13 protein-coding genes are annotated in these 14883 nt (G+C 72.4%); 7 read left to right on the top strand and 6 right to left on the bottom strand.

Annotated elements, in window-relative coordinates:
- Positions 1-387: 387 nt before the first annotated feature.
- Both JHE00_RS03315 and JHE00_RS03310 read right to left on the bottom strand, forming a co-directional pair.
- On the bottom strand, positions 388-2694 hold the full coding sequence (locus JHE00_RS03315) for an ATP-binding protein (protein WP_200314581.1): 2307 nt from the start codon (positions 2692-2694) through the stop codon (positions 388-390).
- Between the two features lie 421 nt (positions 2695-3115).
- Complete coding sequence (locus tag JHE00_RS03310; protein WP_200314579.1) at positions 3116-4030, bottom strand: TetR/AcrR family transcriptional regulator C-terminal domain-containing protein; 915 nt, start codon at positions 4028-4030, stop codon at positions 3116-3118.
- Between the two features lie 92 nt (positions 4031-4122).
- Between JHE00_RS03310 and JHE00_RS03305 the strand changes: the two genes are divergently transcribed.
- On the top strand, positions 4123-4704 hold the full coding sequence (locus tag JHE00_RS03305; RefSeq protein ID WP_200314577.1) for a GNAT family N-acetyltransferase: 582 nt from the start codon (positions 4123-4125) through the stop codon (positions 4702-4704).
- Positions 4701-5855 (top strand): C45 family peptidase, encoded by a 1155-nt coding sequence (locus JHE00_RS03300; RefSeq protein ID WP_200314575.1) that lies wholly within the window; start codon positions 4701-4703, stop codon positions 5853-5855. Before JHE00_RS03305 ends, JHE00_RS03300 begins: the two co-directional genes overlap by 4 nt.
- 28 nt (positions 5856-5883) lie before the next feature.
- Here JHE00_RS03300 and JHE00_RS03295 read toward each other — a convergent pair whose 3' ends face one another.
- Both JHE00_RS03295 and tcuA read right to left on the bottom strand, forming a co-directional pair.
- Positions 5884-6549, bottom strand: a complete 666-nt coding sequence (locus JHE00_RS03295) for a GntR family transcriptional regulator (protein WP_200314573.1) — start codon at positions 6547-6549, stop codon at positions 5884-5886.
- A gap of 28 nt (positions 6550-6577) precedes the next feature.
- Positions 6578-8080 carry an FAD-dependent tricarballylate dehydrogenase TcuA gene (gene tcuA, locus JHE00_RS03290; protein ID WP_200314571.1) on the bottom strand — a complete coding sequence of 501 codons (1503 nt, stop codon included), beginning with the start codon at positions 8078-8080 and terminating at the stop codon, positions 6578-6580.
- A 115-nt stretch (positions 8081-8195) separates the two neighbouring features.
- On the opposite strand from tcuA, the gene JHE00_RS03285 reads away from it, so the two are divergent.
- Genes JHE00_RS03285 through JHE00_RS03275 form a run of 3 tightly spaced genes read left to right on the top strand, consistent with a single transcriptional unit; the run spans position 8196 to position 11278 of the window.
- The gene (locus tag JHE00_RS03285; protein WP_200314569.1) at positions 8196-9239 is read left to right on the top strand and encodes a Bug family tripartite tricarboxylate transporter substrate binding protein; all 1044 of its coding nucleotides are present in this window, start codon (positions 8196-8198) and stop codon (positions 9237-9239) included.
- Between the two features lie 5 nt (positions 9240-9244).
- A complete protein-coding gene (locus JHE00_RS03280; protein ID WP_200314567.1) occupies positions 9245-9757 on the top strand; it encodes a tripartite tricarboxylate transporter TctB family protein in 513 nt (170 codons plus the stop codon).
- Complete coding sequence (locus JHE00_RS03275; RefSeq protein WP_200314565.1) at positions 9758-11278, top strand: tripartite tricarboxylate transporter permease; 1521 nt, start codon at positions 9758-9760, stop codon at positions 11276-11278.
- Here the strand turns inward: JHE00_RS03275 and JHE00_RS03270 are convergent.
- Together JHE00_RS03270 and JHE00_RS03265 are read right to left on the bottom strand one after the other, a co-directional pair.
- On the bottom strand, positions 11256-11921 hold the full coding sequence (locus JHE00_RS03270; protein ID WP_200314563.1) for a response regulator: 666 nt from the start codon (positions 11919-11921) through the stop codon (positions 11256-11258). The genes JHE00_RS03275 and JHE00_RS03270 overlap by 23 nt on opposite strands.
- Positions 11918-13039, bottom strand: coding sequence for a sensor histidine kinase (locus JHE00_RS03265; RefSeq protein ID WP_200314561.1), 1122 nt, complete (start codon positions 13037-13039; stop codon positions 11918-11920). The genes JHE00_RS03270 and JHE00_RS03265 overlap by 4 nt, the downstream gene beginning before the upstream one ends.
- A gap of 139 nt (positions 13040-13178) precedes the next feature.
- On the opposite strand from JHE00_RS03265, the gene JHE00_RS03260 reads away from it, so the two are divergent.
- A complete protein-coding gene (locus JHE00_RS03260) occupies positions 13179-14099 on the top strand; it encodes an ABC transporter ATP-binding protein (protein ID WP_200314559.1) in 921 nt (306 codons plus the stop codon).
- On the top strand, positions 14092-14865 hold the full coding sequence (locus tag JHE00_RS03255) for an ABC transporter permease (RefSeq protein ID WP_200314557.1): 774 nt from the start codon (positions 14092-14094) through the stop codon (positions 14863-14865). The genes JHE00_RS03260 and JHE00_RS03255 overlap by 8 nt, the downstream gene beginning before the upstream one ends.
- Positions 14866-14883 lie beyond the last annotated feature (18 nt).

Genomic DNA, 14883 nt, shown 5'->3' with positions numbered 1-14883 from the left:
GGGCACATTCGAGCGACCTAGCCACGGATTGCGCTCATCTGAGCGAGCCCCGGCCCGGCGGGGCTGTTGTCTGGACCGGTCCGGGGTGGCCTCAGATCCTCTGTGGACAACGTCGCGAGGCTGTTCACCAGCGGTCTTCACGGCCGTGATCCGCTGTTCACACACGTCTCTCACCTGGGGATTCGTTCGCCGCCGGCTCGGCCTCACCGGACCTCGGCCGGAGGGGAGTGCCTGCTCGGTGGGAGGCGCACCACGGTGCCGGCGACCTGGCCGGCGGTGGCGGTGTCCGTTCGGACGGCATCTGAGGGACGATCGAGCACCGGCGTGTCGGCGGGCGGGCCGGAGGCGTCCGGCGGGCCCCGAATCAGCCACAGTGGACGGTGCGGCTCAGCCGGGCTCACGCGCGAGCCACGCGGCGATCTGGGTGCGCGAGGTGAAACCCAGCTTCGTCAGGATGTTCTCCACATGGGTCTCGGCCGTGCGCTGCGAGATAACGAGCGTGCTCGCGATCGCCTTGTTCGACAGCCCCTGCGCGACCAGTCCGGCCACCTCGCGCTCTCGTCTGGTCAGCCCGCTCGGTACCGCGCCGTCGCGCCGCGCGGTGCCGGATTGCTCCTCGAGCGCGTACTCGACGCCGTCGGCGAGGCCGAACCGCGCGCCCCTGGCCTTGGCGCGCCGGACCTGGTGCTCACCGAGTGTGCCGCGCAGCTCCTGTTCGCACTCGGCATGGGGCCGCGTCACCCACGGCAAGGTGTTCGCCTCAGTGCCCAGTGCGTCGAACCGGACCCCGGCGATACCCAGCAGCACCGCCCCGCGCCGGGGGTCGCGGCTCGTGGTCGCCCACGCGATCCCCTCGATGCACAGGGCGGCTCCGAGCCGGTCGGCGAGCTCCCGTTTGAGCCGCAGCGCGTCGCGCAGCGTGGTGATCGCGCGCTGTGAGTCGCCGCGCTGCCAGTGCATCACGCCCGCGTGCCAGAGGCTGTAGGAGCGGAACCAGTGATCGCCGATCTGCTCGCAGCGGCGCACGCAGTCGGCGTGCCTGCGCAGCGCGCTGGTGGTGTCGCCAGCCGCGCCGTAGGCCATCTGCAGCGAGATCAACGCGCTGATCTCCTGGTTGACGGCGTGGGCACCCTCGAACACCGCGAGGGCGTGCGCGGTGTTCTTGATCGCCGAGCGAACGTCGCCCGTGAGCAGCTGGCTCATCCCGGTGAGGTTGTCGAACTGCGCGCGCGCCACGTCGCCCAGCTCGACCGACACCTCGCGGCCCCGGTCGATGAGTGGCCGCGCGTAGGCGAGGTCGGCCTGCACGATCCCCAGCCACGCCGCGGCGTAGAGCCCCCGTGCCGTGGTCTCGGCGGAGTACCCGCCGCGGCTCAGCAGCGTGTCGAGCCAGAGCCTGCCCTCGTCGAGCGCGCCGGAGCGCATCCAGTGCTCCCGCAGCCCGCCGGCGATGAGCACGCCCGGCTCCTGCTCGCCGGGCTCGGTGGCGCAGAACTCGAGCGCGGCCTCGAAGTTGGCGTGGTCGCGACGCAGACGCTCCATCCACTCGCGCTGCGCCGTGCCCGTCCACTCCGACTCCGACATGCCCGCGAGCCGCGCGTAGAAGTCGCGGTGCCGCACCCGGGCCGCGGGGAGCTCGCCCGTGGCGCGCAGCCGCTCGAGGCCGTACTGCGCGATCGCCTCGAGCATCCGGTACCGCATCACGCCGCCGATGTCCTCGGACACGAGGATGGACTTGTCCACGAGCGAGAGCAGCGTGTCCAGCAGCAGCCCCGGCCTGCCGGTCCCTGGGCACACCGCCTCGATCGCGTCGAGCTCGAAACCCCCGGAGAACACCGACGCGCCCGCCCACAGCGCCTGCTCACCCGGCGTGCACAGGTCGTAGCTCCACTCGACGCAACCGCGCAACGTGCGCTGGCGGTCGGGCGCCGTGCGATTGCCGGAGTTGAGCAGCGCGAACCGGTCGGTGAGCCGGTCGAGCAGCTGAGCGGGCGAGAGTGCCCGCAGGCGCACGGCGGCCAGTTCGAGTGCGAGCGGGATGCCGTCGAGCCCGCGGACGATCTCGGCCACCGCGTCGCGGTTGCCGCTCGTGAGCCGGAACCCGGGAACGACGGACCGGGCGCGGTCGACGAACAGCGCGACGGACTCGTAGCCGATGAGGTTGGCGCGGTCCGGCCCGGCGGCCGGGGGTACGGGCAGGGGCCCGACCTGCCGGATCGTCTCGCCGAAAAGGCCGAGCGGCTCCCTGCTGGTCACGAGCACGTGCAGGTGCGGACACGCGCGCAGCAGCTCGTCGAGCAGGGTCGCGCACGCGCTCACCACGTGTTCGCAGTTGTCGAAGACGAGCAGGGCGCTGCGGTCCGCGAGGTGCTCGACGAGTGTCGCGACGATCGCCGAGTGCGACTGGGTGCGCAGGCCGAGCGTGGTGGCGACCGTGTGGGCGAGCAGCGCGGGACTGGTCACCGAGGCCAGCTCGACGAACCACACGCCATCGGGGAAGGCGCGGCGCACGTCGGCGCCGGCGCGCAGGCTCAGCCGGGTCTTGCCCACACCGCCGGGACCGGTGAGCGTGACGAGCCTGCTTCCGGAGAGCAGTCGTTTGACGTCGGCGCGGTCCCGTCGCCTGCCGACGAAGGACGTGAGATCCGCGGGCAGGTTGCCCGAGGAACCGCGCAGCAACATCGGCGCAGCCACGCCCGGCAGTGTAGTCCGATCCGGGGGCCGGGAGGTGGCGGAGCGCGACGGGGCACCGGGAGGCGGGGAAACTCGCCGGCGCCCCGTCGCGCTCGGGCCGCGTCGTGCGGGCGGGGGACTTCCGCACGCGCGGCCAAGCTGGAGAGGCCGCCGCCCTCAGGCCGCGCTCGGGGTCGCGCGGCTACCGGCTCGGCTGTGCCTGCGGCCTGCCCACGTCGGGGCGCCGCACCGGGGGCGCCACGTGCCGACGTGGACCCATTGGCGGCCCCAGCGATGGGACATCAGCACCGTCGGGCGCTGGCACTGGGGGCAGGGCTGCGGATGCGAGTCGATGGGCATGAGCTTCTCCGTACCGGGAATCGGTCGAGATTCAGAGTGCGCCAGATCCGGCCGGATCGCATCGGGGAGGCTACGTACGCGACTACGGAGATTCGCGCCCCGCGACTCTCGCGGCCAGCCCGTCGAGATGGCGCGCGAGTCCCTGCCGGAACACCGCGTCGAGGTCCGTGGCCACGCCGGCGCTCGTCGCCGCCAGCAGGGGGAACCGGCCGGTGGCCAGCACGGACTCCACCTCCCGGACCGACGACACCCACCACTGGTCGTTGGTGAGCCCGGTCCTGCGCTCGGCCTCGCGCTCCGCCGCCACCGACAGCGCGAGTCCCCGGACGAACGCGGGCAGGGAGACGGCCTCGCGCAGCCGTTCCTCGTCGCCGAGACCGACGCCGTCGAGCGCGGCGAGGGTCCACTCGGTGTGCGCCATGGCTTCTGGCAGCAGCAACGGCCTGGTCATGGACACGGCCGCGGCCGTCCACGGGTGGTGCTGGTAGAGCGTCCACTGCGCTTGGCACACCAGCTCGAGCTTCGCGCGCCAGCCCTCGGGGCCCCGCGCGGGCAGTTCGCTGGCCGCGAACACGGACCTGAGCATCAGCGTCACGAGCTCGTCCTTGCCCGAGACGTGCCGGTACAGCGACATCACGCCCGCGCCGAGCTCGGTCGCGAGCCGCCGCATGGACAGCGCGTCGAGCCCGTCGGTGTCGGCGATGGCGATGCCGGTGGCGACGAGCCGGTCCCTGGTCAGAGTCCCCTCGGCGCTTCGGCGCGCGGTCGGCGGCCGGGCGCCCGAGGCGCGCACGACGGTGCCGACGCCGGTCCTGGCCTCGACCAGCCCCTCCTGTCGCAGGGCCGCCAGCACCTTCGTGGCCGTGGCCATCGCGACGCCCCAGTCGCGCATGATCTGGCGGGCCGAGGGCACGCGCTGGCCCGCCGCCAGCTCGCCGTCGGCGATGCGGTCCGAGATGGCGGCGGCGATGCGCAGGTACGGCGGCATGGTGTCCATGGGCGCTAGTGTACTAGTGCACCAGTAGGGGATACCCCCATGTTCACCCGTTTTGCTGGCTGTTCTCGCGAGACCGTGGGTACGTTGTACGCATGGTGATCGAGCGAAAGGACGCCGTCGCGGTGCTCGTGTCGGCGTTCCAGGACGACCCGCTGTCGCGCTGGCTGTTCCCCGACGACGCGACGAGGCCCGCCGCCACGGCGCGGCTGTTCGAGCCGTTCGTCGCGCGGTCGGCAGAGGTGGGGGAGCTGGCGGTGGCCGGCGGTGGCGCCGCGGTGGCGGTGTGGTTGCCGCACGCGGCGGGGGAGTCCGGAATGGACACCGGGGACGAGCCGCCACCCGAGTTCCTGCCGTACCTGGCGCGGCTGCGGCACTTCGCCGAGCTGGTGGGCCCGCTGCACCCGCACGGGCGGGCGCACCTGTACCTGCCGTTCCTCGGCGTCGCGCCGGGCGAGCAGGGCCGGGGGCTCGGCGCGGCATTGCTCGCCGACCGCCTGGCGCTGGCCGACGAGCAGGGCCTGCCCGTCTACCTCGAGGCCAGCTCGGCCCGCAGTCGTCCGCTGTACGAACGACACGGCTTCCGCGGCACCGGAGAGCCCGTGACCCTGCCCGACGGCCCTCGAATCTGGCCGATGTGGCGTGAACCCGTTACAGACCAAGGAGAGCAGAGATGACCACGACCACCGAAATCGTCGCAGGCGGCGGCGAGTCCGACTTCATGACCGTCCGCGGGCTGCGGCTCACCGGCACCCAGGCCGACATCGGCAGGGGACTGGCCGAGGCCGCGCGGGACACCTACGGCTGGCGGCCGGTGCCGGCCGAGCCGCGGCGGGCCCGTGCCCGGCTCGACTGGTTCGCCGAGCACTGGCCACAGCACCACGGCCGGCTGCTCGGCGCGGCCTCGGCCGCGGGACTCGACCCGGACGCCGCCGTGTACCTGGACCACTTCACCGGCGTGCCCGAGGGCTCGGCCTGCTCGGTGACGTTCGCGCCGCCGTGGATGACCGACGAGCGCAGGGGGCTCGTCGGCCGCAACTACGACTTCTTCCTCAGTAGTCCCGAGGCGTTGTTCGCGATGCTCGGCGGTCAGATGCCGGGCGAGGACAACGGCGTGCCGATGGCCTCGCGGCCCTTCGTGCTCACCAGCGTCCCCGACGACGGTCCCGCCACCACCGTGCTCACGATGAACGAGCTGGACGCCTGCATGGAGGGCGTCAACGAGCACGGCGTGGCGGTGGCTCTGTTGATCGCCGACGCCGAGAACACCAACCCCCCGGTGGCCGCGAGTCCGCAGGTCGGGCTTGGCGCCGCTCAGCTGCCGCGGTTCGTGCTCGACACGTGCGCCACCGCGGAGCAGGCGCGGCGGGCGTTGCTCGGTGCGAAGCACTACGACCTGGGCGTGCCGCTGCACTACCTGATCGCCGACAGCTCGGGCGACGCGTTCGTCTGGGAACGCGGGTCCGGCGGCGACGAGCACATCATCGACGCGGACTCGGCGGCACTGTGCGTCACCAACCACTTCCTGCACCGCCACCGCGATGGCACGGCGCTGCCGGAAGACAACGACGAGACGATGGAGACCTACGCCCGGTACCGCTCGCTGGCCAAGCGCGCCGCCGACGGGGACCTGTCCGGCCCGGCGATTCGCGCCGCGCTCGAGGAGATCGGGTTCGACGCGCGTAGCGCCGGTGCCTACCCGATCCGGACGCTGTGGCGCTCGGTGCTCGACGTCGGCGACCGCACCATGGCGACGCACTTCTACCTGGGCGACAACGCGGACGGGTCGGCGCGCTACAGCGACGAGCGGGTGTTCGCCGCCCGGTGAGGACACGCGGCGGGCGGGGCGTGCACGGTCACGACCGGCCCGCCGCCTCCCGCAGCAGGCTCAGCCGGATGGCGCGCGCGGTGTTCATGTGATCGGCGGCGATGGTCCTGGCCTTGGGCTCGTCCCGGTCGCGCACCGCGTCGACCAGCGCCTCGTGCTCGTCGAGCGCCTCGCCCCACCGGTCTCCGACGGAGAGGGTGGAGCGGGGCGCGTGCACGAGGTGGCCGGTGAGCCGCTCCAGCAGGTCGATCAGCACCGGGTTGTGCGTGGCCCGCCACAGCGCGGCGTGGAACTCGAGGTTGGTGCGCATGCGCGTCGCGTCGTCGGGCTCGGCCAGCTCGCGGTCGCGGGCCAGCAGGCCCTCCAGCGTGAGCAGATCCGTGGTGCGGCGGGCCGTGGCGGCCTGGCCCGCAGCCTCGGCCTCCAGCAGCACGCGCATGTCGTAGATCTGCACGACCTCCTCGGGGTCGATGCTGCGGACCTCCATGCCCCGCGACCCGGCGACGAGCAGCCGGTCCTGTTCCAGGCGCCGCAGCGCCTCCCGCACCGGGGTGCGGGAGACGCCGAACCGGCTCGCGAGCGCCGTCTCGCGCAACGGGTCGCCCGGCGAGACGGCGCCGGAGAGGATCTCCGCGCGCAACTGCGCGTACACGGTCTGCGCGTCGGTCCGCCCACCGGTGCCGCTCACTGTCATCGCCGGGTCCGTTCCTCTCTGGTCGTGCTCAGGCCAGTGTCCCAGCCCGGCGGCCGAACACGGCGCCCGAGGTCAGGCCGGTGCCGCCGGGGTAGTTGCCGCTGAACAGTCCTCCGAGCATCTCGCCGCACACGAACAGTCCCGGCACGGGCTCGCCGCCGGTGTCGAGCACACGGCCGTGGGTGTCGGCGCGCAGGCCGCCGAAGGTGAACGTGATGCCGCACGTGACCGGGAAGGCGTAGTACGGCGCGGCCTCCAGCGGGATGGCCCAGTTCGACTTGGGCGGGTCGACGTGGGCGGCCCTGCCGTCCTTCACCGCGATGTCCAGTGGCACGTCGCGTTCGACCGACTTGTTGAACTCGGACACGGTGCGCGTGAGCGCCTCGGCGTCCACGCCCATGCCCGCCGCGAGCTCGTCCAGCGTGTCGGCGGTGACCACCGAGACGCCGGGCATGTCGTACTCCTCGGTGCGCAGCGTCGGCCGGGTGGTGGCGTCGAAGACTTGGAACGCGAGCCCGTCGGGCTGGGCGAGGATCCGGGCGCCGTACACGGCGTAGGTGTAGTTGCGGAAGTCCGCGCCCTCGTCGACGAAGCGCCGGCCCTGCTTGTTCACGACGATGCCGAGCGGGTAGCCGCCGCGGGTGAGCTGGTTGGTGAGCTCGCGGTTGCTCTCGTTGTCGGGGGACCACGCGTCCCACGCGACGCTATGGCATGTGCTCCAGTCGCCGAAGGTGCCGGCGCCCGCATCGATCGCGGCCGTGAGCATGTCGCCGGTGTTGAGCGGGGTGCCGCGGACCTTCGCGCGCTGCCAGCCCTCGCCGAGGTGTTCGCGCCGCAGGCCGGGGTTCGCCTCGAAGCCGCCGGCCGCGAGCACCACGGACTCGGCGCGCACGGTGCCGCTGCCGCCGTCGTCGTCGGTCCACGTGACGCCGGTGATGCGCCCGTTCACGCGGACCAGGTCGCGGACGCGCACGCCGTAGCGGATCTCGACGCCCGCCCGCTTGGCGGCCGCCGTGTGGTCGGCGATCAGGCCCTTGCCGCCGCCGGTGTTGCCGACCGCGAGCCCGCCCCAGAACACCTGCCTGCCCTGGGCGTCGGGATAGGCCTGGCGCTCGTACATGAGCCGGTAGCGCAGTCCCTTGGAGTGCAGCCAGCGCAGCGTGTCCTGGCTCTCGGAGACCAGCACCTCGGTGAGCGCGGCGTCGTTGCGGCCGCCGGTCACCTTCGCCATGTCGGCGTGGAACTGCTCGGCCGGGTACGGGGGCAGGTCGCTGACGGCGTGCCGGTCGTCGGGGTCGAGCAGGTCGGCCACGGAGGCGAGGCCGTCGTGCGCGATCCGGACCGCGCCGGCCGTGTAGTAGCTGTTGCCTCCCTCCTGGCCTCGCGCACCCTTCTCCAGCAACAGGACGCGGCGTCCGCGTTCGGCCGCCGCGTGTGCCGCGCTGAAGCCGGCGTTGCCGCCGCCGACCACGACGACGTCGACGGTCTCGGCGCGCGCGTCGGTTCCGGATGGGGGTACGGCCTGCGTCATCGAACCTCCAAGGCTTGTCAACAACTGCACACCACTGTATACATTCGTGTCCAGAGGAGTCGAGGCCGGAGAGTGTGACGCCGGTCCGGCCGGATCCGCGACCGGAGGACGTTCGATGGAGCAACGAGGCTCGCCAGCCACCGCACCCGGAGCGGCGCGCTCACGCCGCTGGACGCGCTGGGTGCCGTGGGCGGTGGCGCTGCTGACCACCGGCGCTGTGGTGGCGACCGCGCCCGCCGCGAACTCCGGAGCGGGCTCGACGGCGCAGGACGTGCTCGGCGGCGAGCAGCTGCGCATCATGGCGCCCGCGGCTCCCGGCGGCGGCTGGGACCAGACCTCGCGCGAGATGCAGGGCGCGCTGCGGGAACTGGTCGGCCGTTCCGAGGTCTACAACGTGGCCGGGGCGGGCGGCACCATCGGGCTGAGCCAGTTCGTGCGTTTCGGCGACGATCCCACCCAGTTGATGACCACCGGCCTGATCATGGTCGGCGCCGTCAAGGCCAATGGTTCGGAGCAGTCGCTGGCCGACACCACCCCGCTGGTACGGCTCACCACCGACTACCAGGCGATCGTCGTGCCCGCCGACTCGCCGCTGCGGTCCACGGCCGACCTGATCGAGGCGATGCGCGCCGACCTGCCCGCCGTGTCCATCGCAGGCGGATCGGCAGGTGGCGTCGAGCAGATCCTCGCGGGACTGCTCGCGAAGGCGGTCGGCGCCGACCCGGCGAAGGTCAGCTACGTCGCGCACTCCGGCGGCGGCGAGGCGCTCACGACACTGCTCTCCGGCAGGTCCGCCATCGGCATCTCCGGCGTCTCCGAGATCCAGCCGCAGATCGAGGCGGGCACCGTGCGCGCGCTGGCGGTGTCCAGCCCCGACCGGCTGCCCACCGTGCCCGACGTGCCCACGCTCATCGAGGGCGGGCTCGACGTCGAGCTGGAGAACTGGCGCGGGGTCGCGGCGCCGAAGGGCATCACCGACGAGGAGGAACAGGCGCTGGAGGGCCTGCTCGTGGACATGACCAGGACACCGGAGTGGCGCGAGGCGCTGGAGCGCAGGGGCTGGGGCGACGCGACCCTCGCCGGCCCCGAGTTCGAGGAGTTCGTCCGCTCCGAACAAGAACGCGTGTCGCAGGTGCTCGACGAGATCGGACTGGGGTGAGCGACATGACCGCGACGGAACCGGTGGAGCAGACCGGAGCGGAGCCGGAGAGGCCCGAGCGCAGAACGGTGCTCGCCTCCGCGGCGTTCGGCGGGCTCATGCTCGTGGCCGCCGTGTGCGTGGTGGTGGACGCGGTCCGCCTGCCCGAGACCTCGGGCGTCGTCGGCCCCGCGGCCGTGCCACTGCCGATCGGCGTGCTGCTGGGTGCCGTCGGCGCCACACTCGTCGTGCGGGCACGGCTGCAGCTGCGCGACGCGGCTCCCGGCGAGACCCGGCCCGCTCATGGCGGGCTGCGGGTGGCCGCGATGGTCGCCACGCTCGTGGCCTTCGCGGTGCTGCTGCCCGTGCTCGGCTATGTGGTGTCGTCGGCGGCGCTGTTCGCCGTCACCGCGATCCTGCTCGGCGCGCCGCGCCCCGCGCAGATGATCGCCTACGGCTGGGCGCTCTCGGCGCTGGTGTTCCTGACTTTCGACCGGCTGATCGGCCTCACGCTGCCGACCGGACCCTGGGGGTTCTGAGTGGACCAGTTCGGACTCCTGCTCGACGGCTTCGCGGGCGCGCTGACGCCCGGTCACCTGTTGTGGGCGCTCGTCGGCGTCACCATCGGCACGGCCGTCGGCGTGCTGCCGGGCATCGGCCCCGCGCTCACCGTCGCCCTGCTGCTGCCGATCACGTTCCGGCTCGATCCCGCGAGCGCGCTGATCCTGTTCGCCGGCATCTACTACGGCGGCATGTACGGCGGCTCGACGACGTCGATCCTGCTGAACACTCCCGGCGAGAGCGCCTCGATGATCTCCGCGCTCGAGGGCAACAAGATGGCCCGCGCGGGCCGGGCGGCCGCGGCACTGGCGACGGCCGCGCTCGGCAGCTTCGTCGCGGGCACCATCGGCACCGTCGCGCTGACGTTCGTGGCCCCGGTGCTGTCGGACTTCGCGACGAGCTTCGGCCCTCCCGAGTACGTCGCGCTCATGGCGGTCGCGTTCGTGACCGTGAGCGCACTGCTGGGACCGAGCCTGCTCAAGGGCGGGGCGAGCCTGCTCGTGGGCCTGACCATCGGGCTCATCGGCATCGACTCGCAGACCGGCCAGCCGAGGCTGGTGTTCGGCATCGACTCACTGCTCGACGGCATCGACGTGGTGATCGTCGTGGTCGCGCTCTTCGCGCTGAGTGAGGCGTTCGGTCACCTGCTCACCGGAACCGGGCACAGCACCATCGAGCCGCTGCGCGAACGCGCGATCCTGTCCAAAAAGGACTTCAAGCGCTCCTGGCCGTCGTGGCTGCGGGGCACGGCGCTGGGCTTCCCGATCGGCAGCCTTCCCGCCGGCGGTGCCGAGGTGCCGACGTTCCTGAGCTACAGCCTCGAGAAGCGCCTCACCAAACATCCCGAGGAGTTCGGCAAGGGCGCCATCGAAGGTGTCGCGGGCCCGGAAGCGGCCAACAACGCGGCCGCCGCGGGCGTGCTGGTGCCACTGCTCACGATCGGGCTGCCGACGTCGGCGACCGCGGCCGTGATCCTCACGGCGTTCCAGTCCTACGGTCTGCAGCCGGGCCCGCAGCTGTTCAGCGAGTCCGGCCCGCTCGTGTGGACGCTGATCGCGAGCCTCTACATCGGCAACGTGATGCTGCTGGTGCTCAACCTGCCGCTGGTGCGGCTGTGGGCGAAGCTGCTGACGATCCCGTCCTACGCCATCTATGCGGGCGTGCTGGTGTTCGCGACCCTCGGTGCCTACGCCGCGGGCGGGACCACGGTGGACCTGCTGATCCTGTGTGCGCTGGGGCTGCTCGGTCTGCTCATGCGCGAGGCGGGCATCCCCGTGGCGCCAGCGATCGTGGGGCTCATCCTCGGCCCGATCGCCGAGGAACAGTTGCGGCGCGCGCTGACGCTGTCCGAGGGCGATCCGTCGATCCTGCTCTCCGGGTCGATCACGATCGTGCTGTGGGCCGTGGTCGTGCTGGCGGTGCTGACCCCGCTCGGCCGGGCGTGGTGGCGCCGGAGCCGCCGTGCGAAGGCCACCGTCACACCGGGTTCCGGCCGGTGAGCAGGCCGTGCTGCAACGCTCGCAGGACGGCACGGGTGCGATCGCGCACGCCGAGCTTCATCAGCAGGCTCGACACGTGGTTCTTCACCGTGCCCTCCGCGAGGTGCAGCGCGGCCGCGATCTCGCGGTTGGCGTAGCCGCCCGCCAGCAGCCGCAGGATGTCCAGCTCACGCGGGGTCAGCGGCTGCGGCGGCGGCAGGTCGTCGATGTCGTCCTGCGCGGGCAGGATCGCCGTGGCGCGCAGCAGACGCTCGGTGAGCGCGGGCTGGATCAGGGTGCCGCCGTCGGCGAGCGTGCGGATGGCGCCGATGAGCTGCTCGAGGGTGACGTCCTTGAGCAGGTACCCGTGCGCGCCCGCGCGCAGCGCCCGCAGGACGAGCTCGTCGTCGTCGAAGGTGGTGAGCACCAGTGTGGGCAGGGCGCTGCCCCTGGCGCGCAGCTCGGTGAGTGTGGCGATGCCGTCCCTGCCCGGCATCCGGAGATCCAGCAACAGCACGTCGATCGGGGTCCGCTCGATGACGGCGAGCGCCTCGTCGCCGTCGGCGGCCTCGCCCACCACCGTCACCTCGGGGGAGAGCTCCAGCAGGCCGCGGATGCCGTGGCGGACGATGGTCTGGTCGTCGACGACGCACACCCTGATCACGGCGCGGGCACCGTCGCGTCGATGCGGAATCCCGGCCTGCTCTCGAAGCTGACCCTGCCGCCGAGCTGTTCGATGCGTTCCCGCACGCCGGTGAGCCCGTTGCCCGCGCGCAGCAGTTCCGCGCCGCGGCCGTCGTCCTCCGCGCTGAGCGTGATCTCCCCGGCCGGAGTGCGCTCGATCCGCAGCCACAGGTTCTCGGCCCCGGAGTGCCGGATCGCGTTGGTCACGGCCTCCTGCGCGCAGCGGATGAGCGCGATCGTGTACTCGCCACTGGGCTCGAGATCCTCGGCGACGGTGACGTGCACCCGTGGCCGAGGTAGATCGGTGACCATCTCCGTGATCGTCTCGCACAGCCGGGCAGGCCGCGACCGCAGCTCGCCGACGGCGGTGCGCACGTCGCCGAGCAGTTCCTTGGCGAGGCCGCGGGCCCGCAGCACGTGCTCTTTCGCCCCGTCGCCCTCGTGGTGGGAGGCCACCTCCAGCTCCAGCACCAGAGCGGTGAGCTGGTGGCCGATGACGTCGTGCAGTTCACGCGAGATGCGCAGCCGCTCGGTCTCCCTGCTGGACTCGGCGAGCAGCGCGGTGGCCGCGCGCAGTTCGGTGTTGGCCACGGCGAGCCGTTCGCCCGTCTCGGCCGCGCGGCGCTGGGTCCACACCGCCCACACCGCGCAGGCCTGCAACGACGCGTAGATCAACGCGCTGAGCGTCACCTCGGAGACCGGCGCGTTCACCAGCATCGCGGCGAGCGCGACGATCGCGCTGTTGACCACCAGCATGGCGACGGTGAACCAGCGGGCAGCGAGCGTGGCGGCGAACGCCGTGACGAACACGAGCAGCACCGGCGTGAAACCGGTGCGCGGAGCCAGCAGTACGGCACCGGCCGCGCAGAGTGCGAGCGTGGTGAGCAGCCACTCGGGCCGGCGCAGACCGGGCTTCCAGTCGACGAAGATCAGCACGACCACGGCCAGGAAACCGAGGTAGCACGCCCACCACAGCCACGCCGGGCCCTCGGCCGCCGCTCCGTCGCCGAGCTGGGCCGACACCGCAGGAACGGCGACCAGCAGGCACACCGCGAACAGGGTCGCCGCCGTCCAGATCTCCAGGCGTGACTCGCTCATCGGCCCAGGTTACGCACGCGTGCGCCGCCGCACCCGTGCCGGAAGTCATGGGTGCCGATCATGACCTCCGGCACCTGCGGTCCGGCCCTCTCGCTCCCTAGCGTCGCGGTCCTACGGCACAGCGGAGGAGATGCGGAGCATGACCGTGATCGAGATAGCGGGCGTCAGCAAGCGCTACGGCGCGACGGTGGCCGCCGACGACGTGAGCCTCACCGTCGAGAAAGGAGAGATCTTCGGGCTGCTGGGTCCCAACGGCGCCGGCAAGACCACGCTCGTGGAATGCGTGGCGGGACTGCGCAGACCCGACGAGGGACGGATCCGCGTGCACGGGATCGACCCGGCGCGGGAGCGGGCCAGGCTGCGCCAGGTGCTCGGCGTGCAGCTGCAGGACGGAATGCTGCCGGACAAGCTGCGCGTCGGCGAGGCGGTGGCGCTCTACCGTTCTTTCTACCGCGACGGCGCCGACACCGGCAGGCTGCTGGCCGATCTCGGGCTCGCCGACAAGGTGGACGCCCCGTTCGAGCATCTCTCCGGTGGCCAGGCCCAGCGGCTGTCGATCGCGCTCGCGCTCGTGGGCAGGCCGAAGGTCGCCGTGCTCGACGAGCTGAGCACCGGGCTCGACCCGCAGGGGCGCAGGCAGATCTGGGAGCTCGTCGAGCGCATCCGCGACACCGGCGTCACGGTCCTGCTGGTGAGCCACTTCCTCGACGAGGTGCACCGGTTGTGCGACCGGGTCGCCGTGCTCGACCGGGGCAGGATCATCGCGCTCGATACCCCGGACGGGCTCGTCGCCGCCGAGGGCGGCGGGCAGCGGGTGCGGCTGCGGGTGGCCGGAGCGCTCGACCGCGACGCGCTGGCCGCGCTGCCGGAGGTCACGGCCGTCACGGGCGAGGACGGCGAGACGGTCGTGGCGGGCACCGGCAACCTGATGCACGCCGTGAACACCGAGCTCGTCCGTCAGGGCGTCACCGTGACGGAACTGCGCCTGGAACAGGCCACCCTCGACGACGCCTTTCTCGCCCTCACGGGCCGCACGACGCAGGAGAACTCCGATGACTGACCAGATCACGGCCGCCCGGCCCGGGCTCGCCTCGTGGGTGCGCCTCACCGTGACCGAGGCGAAGCTCGTCCTGCGCGACACCGCCGGGATCGTGGTGCCGCTCGGATTGCCGATGCTGCTGATGGTGATGAACGGGATCGGCTCCGACCGCACCGGCGTCCCCGAGCTCGAGGGCCTGCCCGCGCTCGACGCGGTGGTGGTGCCGATGACGCTGGCGATGGTGGTGTCGATGATCGGCATCGTGAACATGCCGTCGTTCCTGTCGGCCTACCGCACCTTCGGGGTGCTGCGCAGGCTCGCGGTGACGCCGGCCAGCCCGGCGATGGTGCTCGTGGCGCAGGTGCTGGTGAGCCTCGCGCAGTCGTTGCTCGGGGTGGCGCTGGCCCTCGGGGTGGCGCGGCTGGCCTTCGGCGTCGAGGCGCCGCGGTCGCCGCTCGTGGCGGTCGGGGTGTTCCTGCTGGCTGCCGCGGCGATGTACGCGGTGGGGATGCTCATCGCCGCGGTGTCGCCGACGGTCAACTCGGCCGTCGCGATCGGGCTCGTGGTGTTCTTCGCGTTCTTCGCGCTGGGCGGCGGGTTCGGCGGCAGGGACAACCTGCCGGGCTGGCTCGCCGACGTGGGTGCGTACCTGCCCTTCGGTGCCTCGTTCGACTCGCTCGGGTTCTCGTGGATGGGGGTCGGACCGGAGCCGGGGCAGCTGCTGGCGCTGGCGGCGACCGTGGTCGTGGCGGGAGCGGGGTCGGCGCGGCTCTTCCGCTGGACCTGATCTCAGTCCACAGTGGAT

The sequence above is a fragment of the Prauserella cavernicola genome, assembly GCF_016595675.1.
GTDB classification, from domain to species: Bacteria; Actinomycetota; Actinomycetes; order Mycobacteriales; family Pseudonocardiaceae; genus Prauserella_A; species Prauserella_A cavernicola.
This window is presented reverse-complemented; position numbering and strand designations above follow the sequence as displayed.

Coding starts and splice junctions, on each gene's coding strand:
- JHE00_RS03310 (WP_200314579.1), bottom strand. CDS start 4,030: ATGGACACCATGCCGCCGTACCTGCGCATCGCCGCCGCCATCTCGGAC.
- JHE00_RS03305 (WP_200314577.1), top strand. CDS start 4,123: ATGGTGATCGAGCGAAAGGACGCCGTCGCGGTGCTCGTGTCGGCGTTC.
- JHE00_RS03300 (WP_200314575.1), top strand. CDS start 4,701: ATGACCACGACCACCGAAATCGTCGCAGGCGGCGGCGAGTCCGACTTC.
- JHE00_RS03295 (WP_200314573.1), bottom strand. CDS start 6,549: ATGACAGTGAGCGGCACCGGTGGGCGGACCGACGCGCAGACCGTGTAC.
- tcuA (WP_200314571.1), bottom strand. CDS start 8,080: ATGACGCAGGCCGTACCCCCATCCGGAACCGACGCGCGCGCCGAGACC.
- JHE00_RS03285 (WP_200314569.1), top strand. CDS start 8,196: ATGGAGCAACGAGGCTCGCCAGCCACCGCACCCGGAGCGGCGCGCTCA.
- JHE00_RS03280 (WP_200314567.1), top strand. CDS start 9,245: ATGACCGCGACGGAACCGGTGGAGCAGACCGGAGCGGAGCCGGAGAGG.
- JHE00_RS03265 (WP_200314561.1), bottom strand. CDS start 13,039: ATGAGCGAGTCACGCCTGGAGATCTGGACGGCGGCGACCCTGTTCGCG.
- JHE00_RS03260 (WP_200314559.1), top strand. CDS start 13,179: ATGACCGTGATCGAGATAGCGGGCGTCAGCAAGCGCTACGGCGCGACG.
- JHE00_RS03255 (WP_200314557.1), top strand. CDS start 14,092: ATGACTGACCAGATCACGGCCGCCCGGCCCGGGCTCGCCTCGTGGGTG.